The organism is Pelovirga sp. (genome assembly GCF_059864205.1).
The window spans coordinates 1-18,402 of sequence record NZ_JCBCBS010000058.1 but is presented as its reverse complement, the minus strand read 5'-3'; the positions used below and the strand labels follow the sequence as shown (position 1 = coordinate 18,402).

Here is an 18,402-nt window from a genome sequence, read left to right as displayed (position 1 = left end):
TAACACAGATCAGCAGGCCGGACTCAAGACCTGGGTAATCGCGGCCGATGGCCACGCCGGCAAGAATCTTCTGTTGCTCCAGGTGTTTTTTGAGATCGGCAACCGGCTCGGTGCAAGTCACCACAAACTCATTGAATACCGGTGTTTTAAAAGGCAGGGCAAAACCGTCAAGTTGCGCAATTTGCTCGCCCAGCCAGGCGGCACGGGCAGAATTGATTTCAGCCAGCTGGCGTAGCCCCTGTTTGCCGTGCAGCGCCAGGTAGATGGAGACCATCAGGGCGCACATCCCCTGATTGGAGCAGATATTGGAGGTCGCTTTTTCGCGGCGGATATGTTGCTCGCGAGTGGCCAGGGTCAATACAAAGCTGCGCTTGCCGTCGAGATCGACGGTTTCTCCCACCAGGCGTCCGGGGAGCAGGCGCATGTCTTTGTCGCGCACGGCAAAAAATCCGATTCCCGGGCCGCCATAGGACAAGGGGAGTCCAAAGCTCTGCCCCTCACCGACGACAATGTCGGCACCCAGTTCACCGGGAGATTTGAATAAGGCCAGCGCCAGAGGTTCGGCAACAGCGGTAATCAGCCGGGCATCGACGGCATGGACGCCGGTCGCAAGGGCCGCAAGAGGTTCAATACAGCCAAAATAGTTGGGGTAACCGACCACCAGGGCGGCGATCCGTTCATCGAGCAGTGGTTCGACCTGCTCAATCGCAGTTACTCCGTTGGTGGCTTCAATGGTGATCAGCTCAATATCGAGATAGCGGCAGTAGGTGGCGATGGTCTGGCGGTAATGGGGATGCAGAGCGGCGGATATCAGCACGCGGCTGCGCTTTTTTGCCGCCCTGACCGCCAGCAGCACCGCCTCGGCACAGGCCGAGGCGCCGTCGTACATGGAGGCGTTGGCCATGTCCATCCCGGTCAACTGGCAGATCATGGTCTGGAATTCAAAGATCCCCTGCAGGGTTCCCTGACTGATTTCCGGCTGGTAAGGGGTGTAGGCCGTGTAAAACTCGCTGCGACTGACCAGATGGTCGACCACCGCCGGAATAAAATGATTGTAGGCGCCACCCCCGAGAAAGGATGTCCAGTCGGAAACCTGGGTGTTTTTTGCCGCCAGCAGGCGTAATTCCTTGAGGATATCGGTTTCCGCCAGCCCCGGGGACAGATCGATGGGGCGGGTCAGGCGACAGTCAGCCGGGATGCCGGAAAAAAGGGCCTCCGTAGCGGCGACACCAATAGTGGCGAGCATCTGCTTGATATCAGCGTCGGTATGGGGCAGATAGCGCATAAAACTCCTTTCGACCAGTGCTGCGGGGATAAAGTCGCCTGGCTGGTGGCTAAAAATCAGTCATCAGCCACCAGTTCCTGGTAGGCAGCGGCATCCAGCAGATCACCAAGCTCCTGCGGGTTGCTCAGGCGGATCTTGATCATCCAGCCGTCCTCATAGGGGGAGGTATTGAGCAACTCCGGGGCATCGGGCAGGTCCTCGTTAATTTCCATGACCTCGCCACTTAAGGGGGAATAAACATCGGAAACCGCCTTGACCGATTCGACCACCCCAAAGGGTTTGCCGGCCTCAAGTTCGTCACCAACTTCCGGCAGTTCGACGAAGACCACATCTCCTAGCTGGTTCTGGGCAAAATCACTGATGCCGATAGTGGCGATGTCCGCTTCAATGGCGATCCATTCATGCTCTTCGGTGTATTTCAATTCCTCGGGAAAATCCATCATCTCCTCCTTGGGTGAAATCAGTCCCTGACGGGATATCTGATTGTTGAAACTGTTACGTCCATCAATTTAATTTTATTGCACAACCTGGATCCTGCGATCGGTGTGCAGGATGACACAGATATCTTTCTATTTCACAAAAGGTAGGGTGACCTTTTCGGCATCCTTGGCGCTCCGGCGAATTTCAATCTGCCATGACTTTCCGGTGGCTGCTGACTGGCTGTCAACCAGGGCCAGTGCGATTCCCTGTTTTAACGTCGGTGAACTGGTGCCGCTGGTGACGAATCCGATTGTTTGTCCGTCACATAACACCGGATATTCCTGGCGTGGAACGCCTGGAACCGTCAGTTTAAGGCCGATCAGTTGACGCTGGATACCCAGTTCGCGGGCTTTGTGCAGTGCCGCGCGGCCGACAAAATCCCCCTTGTCAAGTTTGGTAATCCACCCGAGACGCGCTTCGAGGGGCAGGATTTCTGCTGAAAGTTCATGACCGTACAATGCGTAGCCTTTTTCCAGCCGCAAGGTGTCGCGTGCACCAAGACCACAGGGGATCAGCCCCAGGGGGGATCCGGCCCGCATCAGCGCCTGCCACAGCGCTATGGTAGAATCTGCCGGGCAGTACAACTCAAAGCCGTCTTCCCCGGTATAGCCGGTGCGGGAAATCACCAGGTCGATGCCGGCCACCGTTGCCGCAGTGAAATGATAATAGCTCAATTCATCGAGATTGACGGAGGTCAGTGGTGCCAGAATGGACTGGGCCTGCGGCCCCTGCAGGGCGAGCAGGCCATAGTGGTCGCTGTCGTCGGATATTGTCAGATCGGCATAGTTACCTGATGTGGCCAGGGACAGCAGCCAGGCCAGATCTTTACTGATGTTGGCGGCGTTGACGCAGAGCATGAAGCGTTCGCCAGTGAAGCGATAGAGGGTCAGATCATCGACCACGCCACCATGCTCATAGCACAGGGCGCTGTACTGAACCTGTCCGTCGGTGAGTCTGGTCAGGTCATTGGTGGTGACATACTGAAGAAATTCCTGGGCGCTACGGCCGCTGACTTCGATCTCCCCCATGTGCGACACGTCAAATAGCCCTGCTGCGGTTCTGACCGCCTGGTGTTCGGCGATCACGCCGCTGTACTGCACCGGCATGTCCCAGCCACCAAAATCAACCATCCGTGCTTTAAGTTGCCGGTGTACAGCATTCAAGGGAGTTTTTTTCATTCATATCCTCCTGATGTCGACCACAGATTCCTCATGGTAACTATTCAGCTGTAGTTCTGGGGGCAGGATCACCGATCTCATGCTCAACAGTTACATCCTTTTTAGCAAATCTCCGGAACATCTGTATATCTTTTCTTTGCTGATGATTAAAAAAGGGATAGGTGTTCCTGCGGGGCATCAGGCTCGGGTGTGAAGCAAAAATGACAGACACCGGCAACCCTGTAACGTAAGGGTGGGGCGATGTCTGTCATTGTTCTGTTTGATGAAGCTCACTGTGCTGATTTTAGCCCTTAATAATCAGCTTGTTCAGTTCAGCCTGTTCCTGAAGCAGTTGCTTGATGCGCTCACCGTTGACCTGGGCGACGATGATTTCACCGACCTCGGTACGGATATCGCTGAACAGTCCAAGGGCCTGCATTCCCTCGGCCAGACGGTGGTTGTCTTCCGTCGGGGTGACGTAATGAACCGACACTGCCTTGTAGCGATGAATCAGAAACAGGGTGATCAGGGACATCAGGCGTTTCTTGCGAAAATCGGAGCGAAAGGTGTTCTGGTCACGGATAGACAACATGTTGCGCCCACGACGATCCTGAAGAACAGCAAAGACGATATTTGCTGTGATGTCCTCTTTAGACATCACCTTCAGTTCCAACAACTCGGATCCGGCGGTATGGGGGCGTAAAGCAATGCGCAGGTCGCCGCCGAGACCATAATGGTCGGTCCACATCTTCAGCCATTCTTCGAGCCGTCGGGTGGGCACTTCGATTTCGATCAGGTGCTGGAATTGGGTTGAACCTTTACCCATCGCCTTGGTGGTAGCGGTGCCACCGGTAACCGCCATCAGGGCGGCGTCGGAGCGGGGGCCACCGACGTAGGTTTGCGGCGTTTTGTATGGCGAATTGACCAGGCGCAGCTTGCGTTGCAGGCGGGCCAGAGCTAACATGCCATCTTCCTTGAGGGCCTGGGCGAACTCTTCACCCGCCATGCCGTCGACCTGATGGCCGCCATAGGTGATAAAGTTGAAGACAAAGCCCATTTTCCCCAGTTCAACCGGGAACTGGCGCATATCCTCTTCGCTCATGCCGGTACTGTCCCAGTTAAAGGATGGCGACAGGTTATAGGCCAACATCTTATCAGGATAAACGGCATGGATGGCATCGGCAAAGATTTTCGCGTCGTGCAGATCGGCGGTTTTGGTCTCCATCCAGATAATATCGGCAAAGGGGGCAACCGCCAGTGACTTGGCGATGGCGTAAGGAATGCCACCCTGGACCTGGTAATAGCCTTCAGGGGTGCGGGCGATATCGCAGTTCCAGACGATATTGAAGCCCATGCCCCGGGCCTTTTCACGACACTCCTCAACCGAAGCAGTTCCGACAAAGGCGTACCACTCATCGATGCTCATGGGCAGCTCAGCCCCTTCATCAAGGTGAAAGGCCATGACATCGGCAACGGCGTCACCGTAGGTCTTCATGTTGGCGTCCATCTGCCACATATCGAGCAGGCGGGTTGCCGCATTGTCGAGGGCATTATTGATATCCAGGGTGGAGTGTGATGGCAGGGTGTTGATCAGTCGGTCAATTTCTTTCGACAGGCCGGATTTGTCCAGCCATGCATCCGCTGCGCTATAAGCAGTATCCGAAATCCGGTACATCAGGTGACCGTTAATCTCGGTAATGCCTTTGTTGAAGAACTGCCGCATCACCGCCAGAAAGGCCACCTTGTAGCTGGGGACATTGACCTGGGTTGCGCCAAGGATAAAGCGGTGATCGCGTTCATCGCCCCGGCCATCGAGGAAGGTCGCGGCTTCAGCATCGGTCCGGGCAACGATAATCCCGCTGACTTTCATCAGGTCCAGCTGGAAGCGGGCGGCATTAAGGCGTTTGATCTGTTCATCTACCGGTACCAGAACCTTGCCGGCCTGATGACCACATTTTTTAACCCCCGGCTTCTGATCCTCAATGTGGTAACCGGGAACACCAGCTTCAACAAAGCGGCGGATCAGATTACGCACATGGGCATCGCCACCATGGCCGGTATCGGCGTCGGCAATGATGAAGGGACGGTAATCGATCTCGGGAATCTGTTTCTTTTCTTCATCGCTCATGCGCAGTCGCAGGAAATACTGATTGCGATCTGCCGCCAGCAGTGCCCGTACCAGTGGTGCGGCTTCATCGGGAACCTGGCTTAAGGGATAACTGGCAAGGTCCGGTCCGGGATCTTCCTGCTTGGAGCCTTTGGCGGAGGTTGCCCAGCCCCCCAGATAAATACCCTCAATCCCCATGCGCTTGATGGTCACTGCCTGCCCCGGCGAATACGGGCCGAAGGTCGTGATTGCTTGGCCGGCACTGAACTTTTCACGCAAGCGCGGATAAAACGCCTCTGCTGCGTCCCGGGCAATCGTGTATTCAACGGCAATAGTCCCGCGCTGTTCCACGATTTGTTCAGCGGTATACAGTCGGGTGATGCCCGCGAACCGGGGTGAAGCAAACCAGGCTTTGGTTGCGACTACTTCATCTTTGAATGTGCTCATGTTGGTCTCCTCTGCTAGTCTTCATCACTATTTGCTGGGCAGCGTATCCAGATTTTCCGTGATGCGTCTGCCCTCTTCTTGAAAAGTATTGAAATAAAGGGCGATCCGCTCTTTGGCGGTGTCGATATTCATGTTGTTCAGGTTGATATTCAGCAGGTCGATAAACCAGGGAACCTTGGTCGGATCCTGTACGTAGGCTTCAACAATGGCCCGGGAAATCGGCAGGGTGGTGGTTTTCGAGTGGTCGTAGACATCACGATTGTCGGCCGCAAGCAGCTTGGCATATTCTTCCTCGAGGAGGCGTTCAAATATTTCCATGGTGAACACATCACCGGCCCGCAGACCGGTTTCGGCATCATCCTCGGTCAGTGCCGCGCCCTTGTGAATCCACTCCCAGAGGATGCTCAGACGAATCTCTCCGGTCGCCATATCTTCCATCAGGTAGAGAATGTCATCGTTGCCGAAAAAGTCGGCAGGCTTCAGCGCCGCCGCCTGCAGTCCCTGGCCGAAGGCGTTACCATATTGCAGGGCGACGCTCAGCAGGTTGCGTGCCCCGCGAATGGTACGTGGTGCCGGCTCCAGCAATGTCAGTCCGGCGGCATCTTCTGCGGTGTAGGTAAGACGCGGGAAGGGTCGTCCCATCTGGTTGGCTTCGCCCACTTCTTCCCACACCGGGCGGATGATATGGGCCATTTTCCAGTGGGCAATCCACTTGCCGCTGGCCCCTTGCTGCTGTTCACGCACGGCTCCGGCACGGGCCTTGGTCATGCTGCCGGTTACTCCAGCTTCCGATCCCACTGGAATGTTGGGTTCCATCCCCCCCTGCCAGAGGGCATAGTTACCGTTTTTATCCGGCGTATTAACGGCACGGCGCACCCGGTCTTCGTAGTTGCGCATGTAGCCGTAAGTCATGACGATGGATTCGATATTCGGATTAATGAAGTCGGGGTCCCAGCAATTGGAATCGGAGACACTGTTGATATAGTCCCAGCGACCGGTGTTGAAGCCGACAAAATGCCGCCCCAGTGCCGCGCGGATTTCCATCAGCTGGAAGGTTGCCTCAAGCTGTTCTACCAGCACATAGGTTTTGATGGTTCCTGCGGCAAGACCCAGATGGGTTTCAAGGGCGGTGAGGAGCCGGTTCCAGAATCCGGCTTCTTCGGCTGTCTGGATTTTGGGCAGGTACAGAACGATGGACGAACCTGCCGCATGCAACTTCTTGTGGTTATTGACGACATAGAGTGTCATGTCGACGATGGACGCGGAGAATGATTGTCCATTCAATCGAACGTGACGATCATCCAGGTGCAGACCGCGCGCCCTGAATATTTTGGTGGTAAAATCCAGCTGCATGCGCCAGTCGGTGATGATATCGCGGCCGAAGAAGCCTCGGGCCCAGCTGTTCATTTCCTGGGCAACGGACTCGGCAACCTCAAGGAATTGCGGGTCCCGGGCGATGGCCAGTTTGAGACTGCGCTGGTTATCGAGGGACAGGGTGCGCGTTTGCCCCAGGGCATCTTCACCGTCAAACATCCAGCCGTCAGCTCCGGACAGCAGGGCGTAGGCGACATTGCGCAGACTTGATTTGATCGGAACTCCGGGTTTAGCCGCCGGACCGGTTCCCTGCAGCCACTGACGCTGAAGATCGTGCGGGATCACTGCGCCGACGAAGTTGCCGTCGCGGGCATCCTGAACGCGGATGCCGGTGCCTCTAATCTCGGACTGTGGATCCAGAAAGCCGATTTTCCGTCCTTCTTTCATGCGTATCAGTCGCCGCCGGGTGCGCTCGTCCATCAGGCGTTTCTGCTCGGCATCGAATTGTGCCATGAAGGCCAGGGCTGCCAGTGCTTCGGGTGTGTAGATGTCAGCATATTCCTGTTCAAGGCGATCACGGATCTGTAATTCAACGGTTCCGGGGGTGCTTCTACTCATGAATTTCCTCCTTCTGCGGGTCAGGGATACGAAGAAAAAAATCGACGCGATTTGTAACCATTGTCATAAACTATGTGGTAACAAAGACCATTTAGTGTTCTCAGGTCAAGCCCTTAGATAAAAAAAGAACACCTTTTTAAATTATTTTTTATCAATTTTTAATGATAGTGAAATTGCCGTTTTAAGCTAAAGTCCACTAAAGTAGTCATATTTGTTGTAATAATAGGTTTTCTCGCGCTTTTTGTGGTTTTTCCCATTTTTAGTCAGATCAAACCTTCCCGAAGTGAAAGTTGATAACATGATTTTACTTTTATTCGACAATAGGGATAATTGGCCCCGCCGAAAACACTGGAGGAGTATCCGTCGGTCTTCTGACGGGAGTCTTGACCGCATCCACTGCTGCCGTCACAGATGCTGCGGGCAATCTGCACCCCCGGCAGATCCAGGTCTGTTACTATGGTAAATTGATCGATTCATTTATGCGAAAGAGGAGAAAACATGCATATCACAACCTTCCATCCCCCTCAGCGAACCCTTATGGGTCCCGGCCCATCCGATGTCAGCCCGCGTGTCCTTGAAGCGCTGGCGCGACCGACCATTGGTCATCTTGACCCGCGTTTCATCGATTTGATGGATGAACTTAAGCACCTCATCCAATATGCTTTTAAAACCGGGAATGCCTTGACCATGCCGGTTTCTGCTCCGGGTTCAGCGGGGATGGAATGCTGTTTCGTCAATCTGGTTGAACCCGGCGACAAGGTGATCGTCTGTCAGAACGGAGTGTTTGGCGGCAGGATGAAAGAGAACGTTGTGCGCGCCGGTGGGACGGTTATTGCTGTAGATGATGAATGGGGAAAAGCGGTTGATGCCAACAAGCTTGAGGCCGCCCTCAAAGCCAATCCTGATGCCAGGATTGTTGCCTTCGTCCAGGCTGAAACCTCTACCGGAGTCCTTTCCGATGCACCAACCCTGACCGCCCTGGCCCGTCAATTCGGCTGTTTGACCATCGTCGATGCAGTAACGGCCCTGGGTGGGGTTCCGCTACTGGTTGATGAGTGGGGTATTGATGCGGTTTACTCCGGGTCGCAAAAGTGCCTTTCCTGCGTTCCCGGTCTTTCGCCGGTCAGTTTCAGTGCCGCCGCGCAGGAAAAAATCACCAGCCGCAAGCAGCCGGTTCAAAGCTGGTTTCTTGATCTCAACCTGGTGATGGGTTACTGGGGACAAGGGGCAAAGCGCGCTTATCACCATACGGCTCCGGTCAACGCTCTCTACAGTCTGCACGAGGCCCTGTTGATTCTGCGTGAAGAGGGGATTGAAAACGCCTGGCAACGCCATCAATATCACCATCATGCGCTGCGTTCCGGCTTTGCAGCTATGGGCCTGGAATTTCTTGTTACGGAAAATGAACGACTGCCGCAATTGAATGCGCTAGTTATTCCTGCCGGTGCAGATGATGCAGCAGTCCGGTCCCGGTTGCTGCAAGAGTATCAGCTGGAAATTGGTGCCGGCTTGGGTGTTCTGGCCGGCAAGGTCTGGCGGATCGGGTTGATGGGGCATAGCTGCAACCAGAAAAATGTTCTCTACTGCCTGGGAGCAATGGATGCGGTTCTTGGCCACATGGGGGCCGAAATCAAACAGGGCGCCGGCGTCAAAGCGGCCATGAATTTCTATTCAGCTGCCTGCTGAATAGCCCGGTTCCACGACAGTCACATCATCAGGGCGACAGAAAAGGTTCTGTCGCCATTGCTGTTGACCCCGCTTGCACATGTCTCTAAAATGAGGGGTTGTGCGAACAATAAGCGGTTGCGCAGACCGTCACATGAATCAACGAATTCCGGCACATTTTTGTCGGATGGAGATAGTGCAATGGCAATAAGACAAATCCTCCACTACCCTGAGCCGCTGCTCAAACAGAAATCGCAAGCGGTGACGGTGTTTGATGAAACCCTGAAACGGCTGGCGCAGGACATGGTCGAGACCATGTATGATGCGCCCGGTGTTGGTCTGGCGGCACCCCAGGTTGGTGAACTGCTGCGCTTGATTGTGCTGGACTGCTCAGGCTCTGATGAACCGGCCGATCTGGTTGTTGCTGTCAATCCGGAAGTTATTGCCGCCCAGGGAGAGTCCTACGAAGAAGAGGGATGCCTGTCGATTCCCGGTTTTTGCACAGCGGTCAAGCGTCATCAGGAGGTCACCCTGAGATATCAGGACCCGACCGGGCAGGTTCATGAGCGTCATGCTGACGGACTGCTGGCGATTGGCATTCAGCACGAAATCGATCATCTTGAGGGGATCCTCTTTGTCGATCGCCTGTCACCGCTGAAACGCTCGATCTTCAAAAAAAAATATCTGAAAATGCTCAAAGAACAGGAAAATGAACATGAAGCCTGAGCAGATCCGCACCGTCTTTATGGGCACTCCGGAGTTTGCCCTGCCGACTCTGCAGGGGCTGCTCGACGCCGGCGTCAATCTGGTCGGGGTCTATACCCAGCCGGATCGTCCAAAAGGGCGTGGCAAGAAGCTGGCGGCGTCACCGGTCAAGGAGCTTGCCCTTGCCCACCAGTTGCCGGTGTTTCAACCTGAGCGTCTGCGTAAACCCGAAGCGGTGGAGGAATTGCGCCGGCTGGCCCCCGATCTGATCGTGGTGGTGGCTTATGGTCAGATCCTGCCCAGGTCGGTGCTCGAAATTCCGCGCTTTCAGTGTATCAATGTTCACGCTTCGCTGCTCCCCAAGTATCGTGGTGCCGCCCCGATCAACAAGGCGATTGTCGATGGTGAAAATGTGACCGGGGTGACCACCATGCTGATGGATGTGGGGCTCGATACCGGCGCCATGCTGGTCAAGCGCAGCACGCCCATTGGCCCTGCTGAAACTGCCGGGGAAGTACACGACCGCCTTGCCCTGCTTGGGCGTGAAGCGATGGAAGAAACCCTGCAGCTGATTTGCGCCGGTCAGTTGTGCCCGCAAGAGCAGGACGATGCCTTAAGTACCTATGCACCAATGATGAGCAAGGAAGATGGCCTCATCGACTGGAACCGTAGCGCCCGCCAGATTCATAATCAGGTGCGCGGCCTCGATCCCTGGCCTGGTGCCTATAGCTATCTGAACGGTCAGATGCTCAAAATCGCCTGTACCGGCATGAGTGAAGAGGGCTCCGGCGCACCGGGGGAGGTATTGCGCGCCGAGGCCACAGGAGTCATTGTTGCCTGTGGACAGGGCACACTGATAATCGGTGAACTACAGTTGCCGGGCAAAAAACGTCTGACCGCGCGTGAGTTCCTCAGCGGTTATCCGCTGCCGGTAGGCACCCGTCTAGAGTCCACCGCTGCCACCCCGATTGACCCTGAAGGATAACTATCCCCTTGATACGCCCCTCCCAACAGGACGCCCGTTATATCGCTTACACTGTGCTGCTGCGCGTAGCCGATGGTGCCTGGTCTGATCTGGTCCTCGACAGTGAATTGAAGCGCTGTACCCTTGACCAGCGCGACCGGCGTTTTGTCACCGAACTGGTGTATGGCGTGCTGCGCTTGCGCGGGCGGATTGACTTTGCCCTCAGTTGTTTTTGCAACCAACCCTTGCCGCGTTTGCAAAGTGAGCTCCAGTGGCTGCTGCGCATCGGCGCTTATCAGTTGTTGGAGATGGATCGGGTGCCGGCCCACGCAGCAGTCGATGCTACTGTCGAGTTGGCGCGCAAACTTGGATTGGCCAGTCTCACCGGCATTCTCAATGGCGTGCTGCGTGCCCTTGACCGCGGGCGCGATGACATCCCCTGGCCGCAACCGCAGCAGGTTCGCCCCTATCTGGAGCGGGTCTGCAGCCTGCCGACCTGGCTGGCGAAAGAAGTGATGCGTCTGCTCCCCAATCAGCAGGCGCGCGCCCTCGGCGAGGCTCTGGCCCAGCCGGCGCGCCAGAGCGTTCGCGTTAACACCCTCAAAACCGATCGCGACAGTTTCCTCGAGCTCCTTTGCGCCGCCGGTCACGAGGCGAGTGCTTGCACCTTTGCGCCGGAAGGGGTAGTACTGGAACGGCGCGGCGAACAGCGGTTGCCGGGGGATGACGAAGGGCTCTACCAGGTTCAGGATGAAGCCAGTATGCTGATGGCGCACCTGCTTGATGCCCGTCCCGGTCAGCGCATTCTCGATGCCTGTGCCGCGCCCGGTGGCAAAACCACCCATCTGGCAGCGCTGACGGCGAATCAGGCCGAGATCGTCGCCGTCGATAAGTCACCCCAACGGGTCAAGCTGATTGAGCAGGGGGCGCGCCGCTTGGGGTGCAGCCATATCAGCGTCCACGCCTGGGACATGGCGGTAGCGGCTGATTTTCTCACCCCTGAAAGTTTCGATCGGGTGCTGCTTGATGCCCCCTGCAGTGGTATTGGCGTGCTGCGACGCAACCCGGAGGGGCGCTGGAATAAAACCGCCGCCGACTTGCGCCGGTTGGCCAGGTTACAGCAGCGCCTGCTCGCACAAACGGCGACACTGGTGCGACCCGGTGGTTTGTTGCTCTACTCGGTCTGCAGCTTCAGTCACATCGAGTCGGATGATGTGATCGATAATTTTATCGCTGAACACCCAAACTTTACCCTGGATCCCTTGCCCGCACAGTTGCCGGCGCACTGGGCGCCATTGTTTACCCCTGTTGGAACCCTGCGCACCTACCCCCATTGTCATGACGGGATGGACGCATTTTTTGCCGCGCGGTTGCGCCGCAGAGAGTAAAATAGCAAGGATATCACCATGATGAAAATTGCCCCCTCGATCCTGTCTGCCGACTTTTCCCGCCTTGGTGACGAAATCCGCGCCATTGAGCAGGGGGGAGCCGATTACGTTCACATCGATGTCATGGACGGTCATTTTGTCCCCAACATCACCATCGGCCCGTTGGTGGTCGATGCCGTGCGCCGCGTCACCGACCTGCCCCTTGATGTTCATCTGATGATTGAGAATCCGGATCGCTATGTCGGTGACTTTGCCAGGGCCGGCGCTGACCTGATTGTCGTTCACGTTGAAGCAACAACCCATCTCCATCGCACCATCCAATTGATCCGCTCCCTTGGTAAGAAAGCGGGCGTCTCCCTTAATCCGGCGACCTCTCTGTCAACCCTCGACATGATCTTGCCCGATCTCGACCTGGTGTTGCTGATGACGGTCAATCCCGGTTTTGGCGGTCAGTCGTTTATTGAAAACTGTCTGCCGAAGATTGCGCAACTGCGTCAGCGCATCGACCAGCTCGGCATGCCGATTGAGCTGGAAGTTGATGGCGGGGTCAAGATTGACAATATTGAGCGCATCGCTGCCGCCGGCGCAGATGTTTTTGTCGCCGGCAGTGCGGTTTTCGGTACCGGCGATTACGCCGCAACCATTCGCCAGTTGCGCGCTAACGCCTGCGCTGCCCGGGGCTGATTTAATCTGAAAAAACAATGGGAGAGCCTCATGCGCCGTTTTTCGTTGTTGTCATTCTCTATCGTTTGTCTGTTGTTGTCCGGTTGTGCTGCCCTGACAGGTGGCGAGACAGCCAGTCTGCCGCAAATCGCTGAGCGTTTCACCGAAGCTATGCGCTGGAAGGACTGGTATGGTGCCGCCAAGTACGTCGAGGCAGAGCAGCGTGCAGCGTTTCTCGAGCAGTTCAAAGAGGATCCCGACCTGTTCGTGGTCGACAGCCAGATCCAGAATATCCATCCTGGAGCGACCGATGGGGTTGCCGAGATCGCTTATCAGCTTGACTATTATCGTCTTCCCTCCAGCCGGATTGAGCGCTGGACCTGGGTGCAGCAGTGGCAGAAACAGCCGAGTCGTTTTGCTGCAGAAAGGGTGTGGCTGGTCAGCAATCCACCACCGCCCCTGCCGTGGAATAGATAGTACCGCCGGCAGTTACAACAATTTGTTTTTGTTTGTTTTTGTGCTTGTTTTACTGCGTTTTTCCGGGAAAATTGGCTTGATTTAAAACCCTGGTTTGTGTTATCTACCTGCATACTGTATACGATCCAGTGAGTAAAAAATCGCCAGAAAATCTGGCTTTTCCGCCCCATTGCGGGGTTCTCGATCTTCCAGTGTCAGGGCAGGTCGAAGCAGGTCAAAGGAGGCCGGTTTGTCGAAAGTTGCATTTTCCAGCTGGGGGAGACAGGTTGTTGATAATCGCCAGGGTGGCGATGCCGAAGTGCCGGTCGCCAAAAAGAAACTTCCGGTAACCTTTGATGGCCAGAAAGAAATTGCCGCCTTTATGGGCTGGGATGGCCTGATTCTCAATGACCCTAATGTCGATGTGGTTGCCATGGCGGCAGAATACGCCCGCCGGGTTCAGGAAGATTTCTGTTGTGCCAAGTGCTCACCCGGTAAAAAAGGGACCCGCGTGATGCAGGACACCATGACGCGGATCGTCTCTGGGAAGGGGCGAGAGAGCGATCTGGAAACGATCGAGCAGATTGCTGAAGTCTTGCAGAACTGCAAGTGCACCCTGTGCCCGAGTTCAGCCGTTCCCATCGTAGATACGGTCAAGCACTTCCGCGATGATTACCTTGCCTACATCAATGGCACTCCGCGCAAAGCGGTAGCCGTTGATTACAAGGTCAAACTGACCGCCCCCTGTCAGGACAAATGTCCTGCCCACATCGACATCCCTGCCTATATCGAAGCGATCAAGGACCGCCAGTTCGGCGAAGCCCTTGAGGTGATTCGTGAGAGCATGCCGTTGCCGGCAGTCTGCGGTCGCGTTTGTCCCCACCCCTGCGAAACTGCCTGCCGCCGTGCCAATGTGGATAATCCGATCAGTATCATGGTGCTCAAGCGCACCGCATCTGATTATGAATGGAAGCATCATCACCAACCACCGCTGCAGCCCAAACCGCGTAAAAGTAAAAAAGTTGCCATTGTCGGTGCCGGTCCGGCCGGTCTTGCTGCTGCCTATTATCTGGCAATGGAAGGCTATCCCTGCACCATCTATGAATCCCTGCCCGAAGGGTTCGGCGGTGGCATGATTGCAGTCGGCATACCGGCGTACCGCATGCCGCGCCATGTCCTCCAGCGCGATATCGATATTATCTGCTCCCTGGGGGTAGAAATTATCTACGATACCCATGTCGGCCGCGATATCAGTCTGACGCAACTCAAGGAAAAATTCGATGCCGTATTGTTGGCGCCCGGTGCTCATAAATCAAAACCAATGGGTGTTGAAGGGGAAAAAGACGGCTATCAGGGCTTTCTGGCCGGCGGTATCGAATTTCTGCGTGACGCCTATATGGGCAGACCGACCGGTATGGGGAAGAGGGTCTGTGTTGTCGGTGGCGGTAACACCGCGATTGACTGCGTCCGGGTGGCCCTGCGCGAGGGTGCCGACGATGCCATTCTGCTTTATCGTCGGACGCGCAAGGAGATGCCCGCTGATTCCTGGGAAATTGACGGTGCCGAAGAGGAAGGGGTGCAGTTTGAGTTTCTGATCCTGCCGAAAAAGATTATTGTTGACGATCAGCGCAAGGTCATCGGTGTTGAATGTGTGCGCATGGAGCTGGGGGAGCCGGATGACTCCGGTCGCCGCCGGCCGCAACCGGTTGAAGGCAGTGAGTTTGTCGTTGAGTGCGACACCCTGATCCCGGCCATCGGCCAGGATCCCGAGCTCTCCTTTATCACCGAGGACACCGGCATTGCCATCACCAAGTGGAACACCGTGGTGACCAAGTATGTGCCTCTTAAAAATGCTGAAGGTCGCGATTTGAACGATGCCATGGGCAATCCTCTGTCGCGGATTCTGGTCACCGATATGGACGGTGTCTTTGCCTCCGGTGATGCGGAAATCGGTCCCTTGACCGTTGTCGCCTGTGTTGGCAATGCCCACCGCGCTGCCCGGGTGATTCAGCGCTGGCTCGAGGAAGGGGAGGCCTATCTGAGCGATGAGGATTTCCACGAGGATATCCTGTCAAATCTGGGGGTGTACAATAAAGACGAGGAGGTTTCCTGGCTGGATGCTGTCGATCGTTTTCATCAGCCCGAGGTTCATGGCCGCGAGCGGGCAGCTAAAGGAAACTACACCGAGGTTGAACTCGGTTACACGGACACTGTGGCTGTACAGGAAGCTGAACGCTGCCTGCGCTGCTACCGGGTCTCGATGATTGCAATTCAATAAAAACATACAATGGCTGGGTACGGCAGTGTCTGTCATGACGTGCCGTAAATGAAGTCCGCCAGTATTCGAGGTGAACACAATATGGTCAATCTGACGATAGACGGCAAGGCGACAAGGGTCCCCCAAGGCTCAACGATACTTGAAGCTGCCCGGCAACTGAATATTCATATTCCAACCCTGTGCTGGCTGAAAAAAATCTCGACCACAGGTGCCTGTCGTATCTGTGCCGTTGAAATCACCGGCGTCGATCGTCCCATGACCGCCTGTAATACCCCGGTCAAGGAAGGGATCGTTGTCACCACCCAATCAGAATCCCTGACCCGTATTCGCAAGCAGATTATGGAGTTGATTCTGCTCAACCATCCCCTTGACTGTCCGGTCTGCGATGCCGCAGGAGAGTGTGATCTGCAGGACACCTGCTTTGAGCTGGGGGTCAATCGTCAGCATTTTCAGGCGGAGGATGTCAACCCGCCGACCATTGACCACTGGCCGCTGATTCAGCAGGTACCCTCGCGCTGTGTCATGTGTGAAAAGTGTGTCAAGGTCTGCCACGAGCTGATCGGTGCCGATGCTTTGTTTGTCAATGACAAGGGGGATCGTGCCTACATCGACAAGCGTGTTGAAAACTGTATTTATTGCGGTAACTGTGTGTCCGTCTGTCCGACCGGGACGATGATTTCCAAGCCGTTCAAGTTTAAGGCGCGCCCATGGGAACTGCGTAAAACCAAATCGATCTGCACCTTGTGCCCAAGCCAGTGCCAGATTGATATACATGTTAAAAACAATGAAATTTACCGGATCACCTCCGATGAGGCTACCACCAGTCATCAGGGGACCCTTTGTATCGGTGGATTTTTTGGTTACGGCTACGTCAACAATGACAAACGCCTGACCACGCCACGTGTTGGTGAGAAAGATGTTTCCTGGGATGATGCGCTGAGCTACCTGACTAACGAGATTAAGCGAATTAAAAAAGAGCACGGCCCGGCGGCTATTGCCGGGCTCTCTTCACCCCGTTTAAGTAACGAAGAAAACTACCTGTTTCAGAAGTTGTTCCGTGCTGCTATCGGCAGCAACAATATTGATTCAGAAGCCCGTTTTGGTGCTCTGCGTTCCTTGCGTGCCCTGAACAAGGGAATTGGTCTGCGTGGTGCCAGTAATCGTCTGGAGACGATTGGGCGTGCTGATGCAGTGCTGGTTTTCGGCGCTGATCCCAGTGCTGAAGCCCCTGCCGTTGATTGGCAGATTCAGAATGCGGTGCGCCGCGGCGAGGGCAAGCTGATTATTGCCAATATGCGTCAGATCCACCTGACCCGGTTTGCCAACAGCCAGTTGACCTATCAGCCCGGCAGTGACATCGAGCTGGCCCAGGGATTGGCAAAGTTACTGCTGGAGGGGGATTTGGTCGATCATGACTACCTCAATCGTACCGTTGAAAATCTCGATGAACTCAAAGAAGATCTGGCCAAAGTCGATCTGGATCAGATCATCAGCGCAACCGGTCTGAGTTTACAACAGTTGCAGGAGGCCGCCACACTGATCGGTAACGCCACCAACGTTGCGGTGATTTTCGGCTCCGATATTCACAAGTCTGGCAATGGTGTCGCCAAGGCGGCAGCGGTCAGCAATCTGGCCATCGTCTGTGGTGCCCTGCGCAATGAGAGCGGGCTCTACCCCCTCGACGCAAAGGGCAACACCCAGGGTCTGTTGGATATGGGTGTTTACCCCGAATCCCTGCCGGGTTATCAGTCCTACGGCGCAAACAGAGAGGGTTTTGAAAAAGCCTGGGGGTGCAAACTGCCGGATGGTGGCCTGGATGCCGATGGTATTCTTAAAGGGATCGAGGCCGGCAATATCCGTTTCCTCTATCTGGCTGCGGTCAATCCTCTGTCTTTCCCCAACAGTACACGCTGGTTTAATGCCTTGAAACAGCTGGAAATACTTGTCGTCCAGGATATCTTCCCCTCGGCTGTTACTGCGTTGGCTACGGTCCTTCTGCCGGGTGCCACTTTTGCTGAAAAAGACGGCAGCTTCACCTCCCTCGACCAGACCGTCCGTACCGTCCGTCAGGCTCTTCATCCGGTGGGTGAGAGCCGTGCCGATGCCGCCATCTTTGCTGAACTGCTCGGTCGACTGACAAATTCGCCGACCCTGTACAACCAGCATGCGGTGGTTCAGGAGGTTCAGTCCCTGACTGATCTCTACCAGGATATCTGTTTTACCCACAAGGACTGGTATGCCTGCCTGAAGCAGGGACATCAGGTGACGAACAAGAGCCTGGTTTATCAGCCGATCAGCGTTAAGGAAGAGGCAAAGGGGCTGCAATTGCTGGTGGGTTCTTCAATGAGCCATTTTGGCACGACGACAACCTTTGCGCCGGCGATCTGTGAAGTTGAACCGGAAGGCCTGCTGAATGTCAGTGCTGAGGACGCCAAAGAGGTTGCCGTGCGTGACGGTGAAAAGCTCAAGATAACGGGTATCACCGGTGTTTCTGTGGTTGCCCGGGTGAACATCTCCCCGAACATTCCTAAAGGATTGATCTACAGCAGCGCTAACTTCACCGTAGCAGGCCTCACTGGCTTGCTGGCCGATGGCGATAACCGCACGGCGGTTCAGGTAGAACGAGCCTGATCGGCGTTCGTCACATCCTGCACAAAAAAGCCCGGTTCTGCCGGGTTTTTTTGTGGCAAAAAGGATATTGCTCTGAAATGGTCAGCGTCGATTACGCAGGTATTTCTGCACCGCGTTATTATGTTCGCGCAGGGTGCGGGAAAAGTGGTGGCTGCCGTCACCACGAGAGACAAAATAATAATAATCGGAAGTTTCCGGGAAGACTGCGGCATAGAGAGCCGGGCGTCCCGGACTGGCAATAGGC

At 55.5% G+C, this 18,402-nt stretch carries 14 protein-coding genes; 8 read left to right on the top strand and 6 right to left on the bottom strand.

Translation table 11 applies throughout. From position 1 onward, the window contains the following. The 5 genes from gcvPA to AC6F7T_RS03370 form a co-directional block, all read right to left on the bottom strand. Nucleotides 1-1,285 (bottom strand): aminomethyl-transferring glycine dehydrogenase subunit GcvPA (gene gcvPA, locus AC6F7T_RS03390; protein ID WP_500716568.1); only part of this gene is annotated, 1,285 nt, incomplete at its 3' end. A gap of 56 nt (nucleotides 1,286-1,341) precedes the next feature. Next, entirely contained in the window at nucleotides 1,342-1,728 is a 387-nt protein-coding gene (gene gcvH / locus AC6F7T_RS03385; protein WP_500716567.1) for a glycine cleavage system protein GcvH, read from the bottom strand. 126 nt (nucleotides 1,729-1,854) lie between these two features. Then, nucleotides 1,855-2,943, bottom strand: coding sequence for a glycine cleavage system aminomethyltransferase GcvT (gcvT, locus tag AC6F7T_RS03380; protein ID WP_500716566.1), 1,089 nt, complete (start codon nucleotides 2,941-2,943; stop codon nucleotides 1,855-1,857). A gap of 283 nt (nucleotides 2,944-3,226) precedes the next feature. Then, the gene (gene aceA / locus AC6F7T_RS03375) at nucleotides 3,227-5,476 is read right to left on the bottom strand and encodes an isocitrate lyase ICL2 (protein WP_500716564.1); all 2,250 of its coding nucleotides are present in this window, start codon (nucleotides 5,474-5,476) and stop codon (nucleotides 3,227-3,229) included. 27 nt (nucleotides 5,477-5,503) lie between these two features. After that, a complete protein-coding gene (locus AC6F7T_RS03370; protein WP_500716563.1) occupies nucleotides 5,504-7,408 on the bottom strand; it encodes a hypothetical protein in 1,905 nt (634 codons plus the stop codon). Between the two features lie 498 nt (nucleotides 7,409-7,906). Between AC6F7T_RS03370 and AC6F7T_RS03365 the strand changes: the two genes are divergently transcribed. The 8 genes from AC6F7T_RS03365 (at nucleotide 7,907) to AC6F7T_RS03330 (ending at nucleotide 18,158) form a co-directional block, all read left to right on the top strand. Next, a complete protein-coding gene (locus tag AC6F7T_RS03365; RefSeq protein ID WP_500716562.1) occupies nucleotides 7,907-9,094 on the top strand; it encodes an aminotransferase class V-fold PLP-dependent enzyme in 1,188 nt (395 codons plus the stop codon). Between the two features lie 180 nt (nucleotides 9,095-9,274). Next, complete coding sequence (gene def / locus AC6F7T_RS03360; protein WP_500716561.1) at nucleotides 9,275-9,799, top strand: peptide deformylase; 525 nt, start codon at nucleotides 9,275-9,277, stop codon at nucleotides 9,797-9,799. Then, nucleotides 9,789-10,763, top strand: a complete 975-nt coding sequence (gene fmt / locus AC6F7T_RS03355) for a methionyl-tRNA formyltransferase (RefSeq protein ID WP_500716560.1) — start codon at nucleotides 9,789-9,791, stop codon at nucleotides 10,761-10,763. Before def ends, fmt begins: the two co-directional genes overlap by 11 nt. Before the next feature lie 8 nt (nucleotides 10,764-10,771). Continuing rightward, on the top strand, nucleotides 10,772-12,130 hold the full coding sequence (gene rsmB / locus AC6F7T_RS03350; protein ID WP_500716558.1) for a 16S rRNA (cytosine(967)-C(5))-methyltransferase RsmB: 1,359 nt from the start codon (nucleotides 10,772-10,774) through the stop codon (nucleotides 12,128-12,130). Nucleotides 12,131-12,148: 18 nt separating this feature from the next. Beyond that, a complete protein-coding gene (gene rpe, locus AC6F7T_RS03345; protein WP_500716557.1) occupies nucleotides 12,149-12,814 on the top strand; it encodes a ribulose-phosphate 3-epimerase in 666 nt (221 codons plus the stop codon). Between the two features lie 30 nt (nucleotides 12,815-12,844). Then, a complete protein-coding gene (locus tag AC6F7T_RS03340; RefSeq protein WP_500716556.1) occupies nucleotides 12,845-13,270 on the top strand; it encodes a hypothetical protein in 426 nt (141 codons plus the stop codon). A 229-nt stretch (nucleotides 13,271-13,499) separates the two neighbouring features. After that, nucleotides 13,500-15,527 carry an FAD-dependent oxidoreductase gene (locus AC6F7T_RS03335; RefSeq protein ID WP_500716555.1) on the top strand — a complete coding sequence of 676 codons (2,028 nt, stop codon included), beginning with the start codon at nucleotides 13,500-13,502 and terminating at the stop codon, nucleotides 15,525-15,527. A gap of 48 nt (nucleotides 15,528-15,575) precedes the next feature. Beyond that, complete coding sequence (locus AC6F7T_RS03330) at nucleotides 15,576-18,158, top strand: molybdopterin-dependent oxidoreductase (RefSeq protein WP_500716554.1); 2,583 nt, start codon at nucleotides 15,576-15,578, stop codon at nucleotides 18,156-18,158. 81 nt (nucleotides 18,159-18,239) lie between these two features. Here the strand turns inward: AC6F7T_RS03330 and AC6F7T_RS03325 are convergent, their stop codons facing one another. Beyond that, nucleotides 18,240-18,398 (bottom strand): endolytic transglycosylase MltG, encoded by a 159-nt coding sequence (locus tag AC6F7T_RS03325; protein WP_500716569.1) that lies wholly within the window; start codon nucleotides 18,396-18,398, stop codon nucleotides 18,240-18,242. Nucleotides 18,399-18,402: the final 4 nt, after the last annotated feature.

Excerpts from the sequence above, each read along its gene's own strand:
- fmt (WP_500716560.1), top strand. The coding sequence starts at position 9,789 with ATGAAGCCTGAGCAGATCCGCACCGTCTTTATGGGCACTCCGGAGTTT.
- AC6F7T_RS03330 (WP_500716554.1), top strand. The coding sequence starts at position 15,576 with ATGAAGTCCGCCAGTATTCGAGGTGAACACAATATGGTCAATCTGACG.
- gcvT (WP_500716566.1), bottom strand. The coding sequence starts at position 2,943 with ATGAAAAAAACTCCCTTGAATGCTGTACACCGGCAACTTAAAGCACGG.
- gcvH (WP_500716567.1), bottom strand. The coding sequence starts at position 1,728 with ATGATGGATTTTCCCGAGGAATTGAAATACACCGAAGAGCATGAATGG.
- rpe (WP_500716557.1), top strand. The coding sequence starts at position 12,149 with ATGATGAAAATTGCCCCCTCGATCCTGTCTGCCGACTTTTCCCGCCTT.
- AC6F7T_RS03340 (WP_500716556.1), top strand. The coding sequence starts at position 12,845 with ATGCGCCGTTTTTCGTTGTTGTCATTCTCTATCGTTTGTCTGTTGTTG.
- aceA (WP_500716564.1), bottom strand. The coding sequence starts at position 5,476 with ATGAGCACATTCAAAGATGAAGTAGTCGCAACCAAAGCCTGGTTTGCT.
- def (WP_500716561.1), top strand. The coding sequence starts at position 9,275 with ATGGCAATAAGACAAATCCTCCACTACCCTGAGCCGCTGCTCAAACAG.
- AC6F7T_RS03365 (WP_500716562.1), top strand. The coding sequence starts at position 7,907 with ATGCATATCACAACCTTCCATCCCCCTCAGCGAACCCTTATGGGTCCC.
- AC6F7T_RS03370 (WP_500716563.1), bottom strand. The coding sequence starts at position 7,408 with ATGAGTAGAAGCACCCCCGGAACCGTTGAATTACAGATCCGTGATCGC.